Source organism: Streptomyces sp. NPDC006450 (assembly GCF_040612195.1).
In the GTDB taxonomy this organism is placed as follows: domain Bacteria; phylum Actinomycetota; class Actinomycetes; order Streptomycetales; family Streptomycetaceae; genus Streptomyces.
In genome coordinates this window covers 1-9,246 of record NZ_JBEXPT010000178.1, presented here as the reverse complement: position 1 = coordinate 9,246, position 9,246 = coordinate 1, and the positions used below count along the sequence as shown (strand labels likewise).

Genomic DNA, 9,246 nt, shown 5'->3' with positions numbered 1-9,246 from the left:
CCGGTGACGGCGGCGAGCGCGTCGGTGGCGCTCCCCGCCGTGAGCATCACGCGCCATCCGGACGGCGTTGCCTGTACGTGGGTGACGCCCTCGGCGCCGATCAGCGCGAGCAGGCCGGGTCCGTCGACGGCGAGGCCGTCCGGGGCCAGGACCAGGCGGCCGCCGGTGATCAGCGGCAGGTAGAGCTCCAGCGCGGAGATGTCGAACGAGAGCGAGGTCAGTCCGAGCCAGGCGTGCCGAGGGTCCGAATCGAGCCGGTCGGCGAAGGAAGTGAGCAGGTTGACCAGGGCCCGGTGCCCGACCGCGACGCCCTTGGGGCGGCCTGTGGAGCCGGAGGTGTAGAGGACGTACGCCACGTCGTCCGGACCGGGGGCGGCGTCGGGGGCGTCCCCGGCCGGGTCGTACGCCGACGGCGCCGGGAGCCGTAGGACCGCAGGGGCGGCTGCGGCGACCAGGGGCGAGGGCTCGCGGTCGGCGAGCACCAGAACGGCTCCGGAGTCCCGTAGGACGAGGGCGAGGCGTTCGGCCGGATAGCCGGGGTCCAGCGGCAGGTACGCCGCGCCGGCGGCGAGGACGGCGAGCAGAGCGGCGGGCAGGTCGGTGGTACGGTCCAGGTGGAGGGCTACCAGGTCGCCGGGTCTGACGCCGCCGGCGCGCAGTGCTACCGCCAACTGAGCTGTACGGGTCATGAGTTCGCGGTAGCTGAGGTGGCGGCCTGCTGCGCTGACCGCGATCGCCCCGGGGGTGGCGGCGGCCTGGGCGCGGATCAGGTCGAGCACGGTCCGGTCGGCCGGATAGGGCCGATCGGTGGCGTTCGGAGCGGTGGTGACGGCCCGGAGCTCGGCGGCGTCCAGCAGCGGCAGGTCCAGCAGACGGGCGCCGGGGTCGGCGACCGCACCGGCGAGCAGAGTGCTGTAGTGGCCGGCGACCCGGCGGGCGGCGTCCGGGGCGAGCACGGCAGGGTCGTACTGCAGGCTGAAGTCGACGCCGCCGCGGGGGGCGCGGCGGCTCCTGGGGGCTTCGACGATCTGGAGGTGGAGGGTGTTGCGGGCCGTGCGGTTGTGCACGGCCCAGTCGACCCGGGCGCCGGTGTCGGCGAAGTCGGGGTCCGGGCCGCGCCGGCGGTAGCCGAGCGAGACGGCGGTCAGGCCGACGCGGGGGCTCAGTGCGGTGACGGCGGCGCCGAAGGGCACGCTGCGGTACGGGTAGCCGGCCCGCACCTCGGCCCGGACGGCCGCGGCGAAGGCGGCGAAGGTCTGTGAAGCATCGGCCGCAGGCGGCGCGTGCACGGGCAGTTCATTGACGAAGAGCCCTATTTCCTCACGGAGTTCGGTAGTCCGGGTGGAGAGCGGCACGGACACCGGAACCGATTCGCCGCCGTATCGGCGCAACAGCCCGTGCAAGGCCGCGAGGAGGAACTCGAAGACCGTGGTGCCGACGAGGGCGGCTGCTGCGGCCAACTCCTCGGCCTCGGCTGCGCCGAGGCGCCACTCGACCGTCTCACCGGCCCCGGCGACGGTCGGGGCGTGCGACACGCCGGGCAGCACCGGCTCGGTGGCGGCGGCCCAGCGCGGCCCGTACCACTCGGAGGCTCTCCGTACGGTGTCCGCATCCGCGGTCGGTGGGGCCGATGCGGCCGGCTCGGCCGGCGCGATGGCCACGCCATGGGACGCCGGGCCGTACGCGGCTGCGAGGTCCCGGGTCAAGATGTCCTTGGAGTTGCCGTCGAAGACCGAGTGGTGGGCGGTGACCAGTAGTTCGGCGCTGCCGTCGGATCGCCGGTGCAAGGTGAAGCGGCTGAGCGGGCCGGTCTCCAGGACGAACGGACGGGCGGCCTCCTCCTCCAGCCGCTTCTCCAAGTCGGCCTCGTCCTCGGGTGCTTCGAGCTGCACCAGTTCGGGCCGCCGCGCCGCGGGCTCCTGCCACACCTGGCCGTCACGCTCGACCAGCCGCGCGGCCAGGGCCGGATGGCGCCCAGTGACCACAGCCACTGCGCGGACCAGCGCCTGCGTGTCGATCCGGTCGAAGGAGATCCGGACCGGCATGTGGAACGCCTCGCGGGCCAGTCCCAGCCGATCGGTCAGCCAGACACCCTGCTGGGCCGGCGAGGCCGGGGTGCGGTCGGGCAGGGGGAGGACTTCGGACATTCAGCGGCTCACTTAGGACGTCGGAGCAGGGCGGAGGAGCAGCACGGGTGAACGTGCGGACGCGGCAAGGGGTACGGGCCATCGCAGGTCGGGGCTTCAGAGGCCGACGACAGACTGCGGCGACCGGCTTTCGTCAGGTACCGGCCACTGTGTGGCGTCCGGCCCTCCCCCGGGGACCGGCCGACGGGCCGTGAGCGGTCAGGACCGCCGGACATCCCAGGATCTCCCCGGGACGTCTGGTAGCTCGGGCCCCCGCCCGATGACGACAATTGGTCCAGACCTGTCGAGAGATTCGCACAACGCCCATTCACCGTCAAGGGCCGTCCACGGCCCGGAATCGGTCGCCGCGCGCACCGATCTGTACCGACGTCCACCCAAACATCCCTGCGCGTGGCCATCTTTGACGATTCATCAACACGCGTACGCCCAAAGCGAGATCAACCGCAGCCCGGTCTGCCTCCACATCGCGGGCCGGATCGCCGCCTCCCGGGGCGGGTGGAGAGAGCGGCGGCCGATGCGTCACGAAGTCAGGACCGGATGGACGGCATCCGCACTCCGCTTCCGGCCCGGAACTCTGCCAAGTCGCCTGAAGACGACGGAAGGGAGGCGCGCCGAACCGAGCCCATCTCCTCGGGGTGGTCCGCGTGCGGCGGCCGCGACCTGGTTCCGCTTCCATGGTCTGCATGGAGGCCGGCGCGGACCCCGGAGGGGCTACATGATCTCGAAGTCGGGGCCGGGGCCGCGGTGTGCAGTGCCTCTCGTGGCGCCGCGGCTCGCCTGGGTTCAGGTCGGGCCCGGTGCCCGTTCGATCAGTACCGCTGGGCTTTGGCGATCCGTGGCGTCAAGTTCAAGTCGGCGGGCTTGCGGCTGATGGCGAGGGGCTGGGCCAGCTCGCCGGGCTCGAGGTTCTCCGCTCCGACGATCCTGCTCTCCACGACCTTGCCGGAGGCATCCGTGAATTCCACTTGGACGGCGTACGACGCCTTCTTGTCCGTACGGTTGGTGATGCTGACGATGACGGCCAGAAGCCCCCCGGTCTCGGCCCTCGGCTTGCCGCGCAGCGAGACATCGGCCCCCGCGTTGCCGCCGCCCGACACCTTTGCCAGCTCCTTGGCGGCCGCTTCGTTCGCCCGCTGCGTCTCGGCCGATACCGAGGCCTCGAAGGCGGAAGCGGCGGCAGACGCCGACGAGGCCGCAGCCGACGCCGACGCGAGTGCGGAGGCCGCGGCCGAACTCATCGGGGCAGGTGGCAGGCCGGAGAAGGAAGCCGTGTCAGGTGGGGTGGGCCGGGGGCTGAACGTCCTGGTCGACTCATCTCCCGCGCCCGTACTGCACGACGCCAGCACGGCCACCCCTGAAACCACGGTGACCAGCGTCAGTGCGACAGCCGTCACACCCCGCCTCACCGGTGAGTGCTTTCCGGACACGGTGGTCATAGGGCCTTCTTCCACGCGACGAGCCGATGTCGGCATCACCTCATGCTCGATGCCGTCCTCGCCCGCCGCGACCGGAGTGGACCGACCGGGGGGACGCGCCGCGACGCGACCCTGGCGGGCGAGTCAGAAGGTGACGGCGTCGCGGATGAGCGGGCAGGTCATGCAGTGGCCGCCACCGCGCCCGCGTCCGAGCTCGGCCCCGACGATGGTGATGACCTCGACGCCGGCCTTGCGCAGCAGCGTGTTCGTCTGCGTGTTGCGGTCGTACGTGAAGACCACGCCGGGCTCCAGGGCGACCGCGTTGTTGCCGCTGTCCCACTGCTGGCGCTCGGAGGCGTAGGCGTCCCCGCCGGTCTCGATGACCGTCAGGCGGGGCAGCCCGAGGCCCTTGGCCACGACGTCGACGAACGGGCTCGATCCCTCGTCCGTGATCTCGACGCCCACGGGCTCGTCGCTCGGGCGCAGCGAGAAGGTGTGCACCGCGTCCATGATCTTGGGGTAGAGGGTGACGATGTCGCGGTCGGCGAACGTGAAGACGGTGTCGAGGTGCATGGCGGCGCGCAGCTTGGGCATGCCCGCGACGATGACCTGCTGGGCGGCGCCGTTCCTGAACAGGGAGGCGGCGACTTGAGTGATGGCCTGGCGGGAGGTGCGTTCGCTCATGCCCATCAGCACGACGCCGTTGCCGACCGGCATGATGTCGCCGCCCTCGAACGTGGCCTGGCCCCAGTTCTGTTCGGGATCGCCCCACCACACGGTGGAGGCCTTGAAGTCGGGGTGGAAGGTGTAGATCGCCTTCATCAGGAGGGTTTCGTCGTGCCGGGCGGGCCAGTACAGCGGGTTCAGCGTGACGCCGCCGTAGAGCCAGCAGGTGGTGTCGCGGGTGTAGAGGGTGTTCGGAAGGGGCGGCATCAGGTACTCCCGCGCACCGGTCGCCTCGCGGGCGAGCGCCACGTACCCGGACCGGAAGTCGTCCGGCAGGTCGGCGGTCGACAGCCCACCGATCAGGAAGTCGGCCAGCTCTCGCGGGGTGAGGGTCTCCAGGAAGGCCCTCGTGCCGTCGAGAAGCCCGAGGCCGACCTCGTTGGCGGTGATCTTCCGGTCGAGGAGCCAGGTCCTGGCCTCGGCCATGGCCATGGTCTCGGCGAGCAGGCTGTGCAGCTCGACGACCTCGACTCCGCGCTGGGTGAGCTTGTTGACGAAGTCCGCGTGATCGCGCTGGGCGTTCTCCACCCACATGACGTCGTCGAAGAGCAGGTCGTCCGCATTGGTGGGGGTCAGGCGGCGGTGCGCGAGCCCGGGTGCGCAGACCAGGACCTTGCGGAGCCTGCCGACCTCGGAGTGGACGCCGAAGGCGGGCCGGGGGGTGCTGTCGGTGCTCAACGCGTTGCGCCTTTCGTTGGACGGATCGGGGATCAGATGTCCCGGACAGGGGATCGGGGGTCAGGTACGGGTCACAGCTCGATCCAGCCCACGGCCAGGGCGAGCACTCCCACGAGAGCGCCGGCGATGGAGACGGCACAGATGACGGCCTCGCCGGGGGAGAACAGGCGCCGGTTCTGCTCCCGCCGTGCCTTGACGAACAGGAACGTCGCCGGGGCGTAGAGGATGAAGGAGACCAGGACCAGCTTGAGCCCGGCGGCGAAGAGCAGGAACGCCGTGTACAGCGTGGCGATCACCGCGATCACCAGCTCCCCGCGCGTGCTCTGACCGACGGTCTCCCCGCGGCCCGGCCCGAAGGTGACCTTCACGGCGAAGGCCGCAGCGAGCAGGAAGGGGATCAGGCTCAGCGCGCTGGTCAGGTCCAGCGCGAAGTTGAACGCGTCCTCGGAGAACATCGTGACGACCAGGACGACCTGGCTCAGCGACGTGGTCATCAGCAGCGCGGGAACCGGCACGTCCTCGGAGGTGGCGCGCCCCAGGAACCGGGGCATGTCCTTGTCCTTCGCGGCGACGAAGAGCACTTCCGCGGCCATGAGCGTCCAGGCCAGATAGGCGCCGAGGACGGAGACGATCAGGCCGGCGCTGACGAAGACCTTGCCCCAGGTGCCGACCGCCTGCTCCAGGACACCGGCCATGGAGGGCTGGCGCAGCTCGGCGATCTCGGCCATCGGCATGATCCCGTAGGACACGATGGTGACCGAGGCGAAGACGGCGAAGACGCTCAGGAATCCCAGGACGGTGGCGCGCCCGACGTCCTCGCGCCGCTTGGCGTGCCGGGAGTAGACGCTCGCCCCCTCGACGCCGAGGAAGACGAAGACGGTGGCCAGCATCGTCCCGCGGACCTGGTTGAACAGCGAGCCGGCGTAGTCGGCGCCTCCCCAGTTGGCTGCGAAGACGTCCGCGTCGAGGCAGAACGCCGCGAGGAGGACGAAGACGAGGATGGGTACGACCTTCGCCACGGTCACGATCCTGTTGATCGCGGCCGCCTCTTTGACCCCGCGGCGGATCAGCAGGAAGAAGGCCCACAGGCCGACCGAGGAGAGGATGACGGCGAGGAGGGTGTCCCCGTCGCCGAGCGCGGGCCAGATCGCCCCGATCGTCGACATGATGAGCACCCAGTAGGTGACGTTGCCGACGCACGCGCTCGCCCAGTAGCCGAAGGCGGAGAAGAACCCGAGGTACTCCCCGAATCCGGCCTTGGCGTAGGCGTACACGCCCGCGTCGAGGTCGGGCCTGCGGACCGCCAGGGTCTGGAACACGAACGCGAGCATCAGCATGCCCGTACCGGCGATCGCCCAGGCGATCAGGGCGCCCGCGACCCCCGTCTCCTGGGCGAAGCGGCGCGGTAGGGAGAACACCCCGGCGCCGACCATCGAGCCGACCACCATCGCGGTCAGTGTCAGCAGCGTCAGCTTGACGGCCGGCCGGCCTGCGGTGGTTGCCGCAGCCTCGTTGGTCTCGGCGTTGCTCATGGCTTCCTTCGTCTACGACTCTCGGTGGTGGGCGGTGCCGGCTACCGGCCGATGGAGGCCCCGGACCCGCCCTCGGAGCCGGGCACTGACCCGGCCCCGGGCGGTGTGACCTTCTCGATCTTGAACCCGGTGATGCCGTAGAGGACGCTCAGGGCCGGGCTGGCGTAGTTGAAGATCGCGAACGGGGCGTAGGTCAGGGTGGGAACGCCGAGCACGGCTCCCATGAACGCGCCGCAGGAGTTCCACAGGACGAGCGTGGAGGTGACCGTGCCGCTGTCGGCGCAGAGACGGGACAGGTTCGTCGGTGCGAGCCCGCGCTCCTCGAACTCCAGACGGAACACCCGCGAGGGCAGGACGAGGGCGATGTACTGGTCGCCGGCGACGACGTTCAGGCCGAAGGCGCAGGCGAACACCGTGAGGAACAGCCGTCCGGTGCTCTTCGCCGAGCGGATCAGCGGGTCCACGAGCCGGGCGATGAGGCCGAACTCCTCCAGCACGGCACCGAAGGTGACCGCACCGATGATCAGCCAGAGGGTGAGGAGCATGCTGTCCATGCCGCTGCGCGAGAGCAGTTGGTCGATCAGCGGGATACCCGACTGGGTGGAGAATCCGTTCGCCATGGCGAGCCAGATGCCCTTCAGTGCTCAGGGCGATGGCGCCGCAGATGACGGCAGTGGCCGCGTAGTACCAACTCGGTGAGAGCACCTGGATGCCGTAGTACACCAAGGTCGGGATCGTCCCGGAAAGGTTCCACACCCCGATCAGGGCGCCCACCGCCAGGAGGATGAACACCGCGCTGGTGATCGACGAAAGGGCGCGCTGGCCCGCCCGCTGCACTTCACTCCACGGGTGGCCGTTCTTCATCGCCACCAGCGCCGCGGCCATCGCGCACAGCACCAGGGCCACCTGGATCGGCCCGTCCAGTGCGTCGAGCCCGAAGAGGGCCAGCGACCCGGCCACCAGTGCGGCCAGCACCACCAGCGGCACGATCGAGTCGAGCAGGGACGGTTCGCGCACCGGCGGACCCGGTGCGTCACCCTCTTCCTCGTCCCGCATCCCGGCCCCGTTCACGCGTGGGCACCGACCGTGATGCCGCACCCCACCGACGAAGTGAAATATAGCCCCAAATCAGGACATATCTCGTAACTCGATGGGTGTCGTCGCCTGGCGGCCGCCCGTTGCGGCGGAGCGGTTCTGACGGGTCCCGGCGGTGTGCCGGTGGGTTCACCGACGCGACGGAGGGCCGGATCGACGCCGACGCCGGCCGATCCGGTCCGGTCGGATCCGCTCCGCGGCCCTAGTCGCCGGTCGTGCCGTCGAGCATTTCGCGCAGGATGTCCAGGTGGCCGTTGTGGCGGGCCGTCTCCTCGGTGAGGTGGAGGAGGATCCAGCGCAGGTCGACGTGGAGGCCGTCGCGGACGGCCCGCTCGGCCTGGTCGTCCAGGCTCTTCTGGGCGGCCAGTGCGCGGTAGCGGGCGCTCTGTTCGGCGTATTCGTCGAGGAGCTGCGCGAGCGGGAAATCGACGGCGATGCGCATCTCGCGGTCGGGGTCCTCCTCGGTCCAGGGGCCGTGGTCCTCCTCGCCGAGGAAGACCACCTGGAACCAGTAGTACTCGACCCAGCGCAGGTGGTTGATCACTCCGCTCAGGGTCATCAGCGGTGAGCCCGGCAGGAGCGCCCTGCGGGCGTTCTCTGCGGAGACGCCCGCGCACTTGGCGCGGGCGGTGTTCCGTGTGTAGTCGAGAAATGTGGTCAGCTGGGTGCGCTCGTCCCGCGCGGGAGGTGTGTCGTCGATTCTGGTCATTCCGCGAAGCGTCCCTGATCCATGCGAGGGGTGTCGAGGCATTTTCCGACGGGTCCGACCGGCCCGCACCGCTCCTCCTGGCCCGGGCTTCCTCCCTGCCGCAGCCGGCTGCGCCGCTGTCAGGGCTTCAGGCCCGCCCGCCTGAGGGCGATCTCGGACAGGTCGGCGATGACGTGCCGGTCGCCGCGGCGCCAGGCGTCGGCGAGGCTGCCCGCAGGGGTGGGGATCGTGGAGAGGGCGCGCGGCGGTCCGGTGAGGGCGCGCAGGGCGAGCAGGTCGGCGCCTCCGGGGGCGTCGAAGAGGTCCCGGAGGGTGGCACTGCGGCGGATCCAGCGCACGCGCAGGGGAAGCCACAGCAGCAGGATGAAGGCCACGGGGAGGACGATCAGGGCGAGTGCGGCCAGGGTGGCCACCTGGCTGACGACGTCCTGCAGTGACTGTCCGGCGTCGGCGAGTCCGGTGCCGGCGTCAGCCGCGGACCGGAACGGTTTCCTCAGGAGGTCGCCGACGAGCGGCACCCCGGAGGCGGTGTCGCCGGCTTCGGTGAGGGCGCTGGCGAGACTTTCGCCGGAGCTCTCGACCTTGCGTCCGGGTTCGGCCAACTTCATGATCGCGCTATGGACGGTCAGGGCGAACGTCACCGTGGCGGCGATCAGCAGTACGGCGACCAGGTCCGCAAGGATCTGTCGGTTCCGCCGTGCTGGGGTCTGGGCGTAGAGAAGCACGGGCTGCTCCTGTTCCGGTGCCGGCGGCAGGGGTGGCGGGTCACCCGACCGTATGCCGGATTCGCCCGTCACGTGGTGTCCGTCGGCATGCGGCCGCGACACGGTGCCGGGTTGGCGCAGCGGCGGTGCCTCTCGCCTCTCGTGGCCGTGGCAGCGACGTCATCGCGAGCGACCGGGTTCCGTACGGGCCCCGGTCAGTCCTCGCCGGGAACGGCGGCG

General features: G+C 70.7%; 7 protein-coding genes. All 7 read right to left on the bottom strand.

Annotated elements, in window-relative coordinates:
* Positions 1-2,147 (bottom strand): AMP-binding protein (locus ABZY57_RS30635; RefSeq protein ID WP_356517454.1); only part of this gene is annotated, 2,147 nt, incomplete at its 3' end.
* An 809-nt stretch (positions 2,148-2,956) separates the two neighbouring features.
* Positions 2,957-3,583: a hypothetical protein gene (locus ABZY57_RS30630; protein ID WP_356517452.1), complete on the bottom strand. Its 627-nt coding sequence runs from the start codon at positions 3,581-3,583 to the stop codon at positions 2,957-2,959.
* 123 nt (positions 3,584-3,706) lie between these two features.
* On the bottom strand, positions 3,707-4,966 hold the full coding sequence (locus tag ABZY57_RS30625) for an arginine deiminase (RefSeq protein ID WP_356517450.1): 1,260 nt from the start codon (positions 4,964-4,966) through the stop codon (positions 3,707-3,709).
* Between the two features lie 71 nt (positions 4,967-5,037).
* On the bottom strand, positions 5,038-6,498 hold the full coding sequence (locus tag ABZY57_RS30620; RefSeq protein ID WP_356517448.1) for a basic amino acid/polyamine antiporter: 1,461 nt from the start codon (positions 6,496-6,498) through the stop codon (positions 5,038-5,040).
* A gap of 41 nt (positions 6,499-6,539) precedes the next feature.
* Entirely contained in the window at positions 6,540-7,118 is a 579-nt protein-coding gene (locus ABZY57_RS30615; RefSeq protein WP_356517446.1) for a Na+/H+ antiporter NhaC family protein, read from the bottom strand.
* 677 nt (positions 7,119-7,795) lie between these two features.
* Complete coding sequence (locus tag ABZY57_RS30610) at positions 7,796-8,302, bottom strand: DinB family protein (protein ID WP_356517444.1); 507 nt, start codon at positions 8,300-8,302, stop codon at positions 7,796-7,798.
* 119 nt (positions 8,303-8,421) lie between these two features.
* Positions 8,422-9,027 carry a hypothetical protein gene (locus tag ABZY57_RS30605; protein ID WP_356517442.1) on the bottom strand — a complete coding sequence of 202 codons (606 nt, stop codon included), beginning with the start codon at positions 9,025-9,027 and terminating at the stop codon, positions 8,422-8,424.
* Positions 9,028-9,246 lie beyond the last annotated feature (219 nt).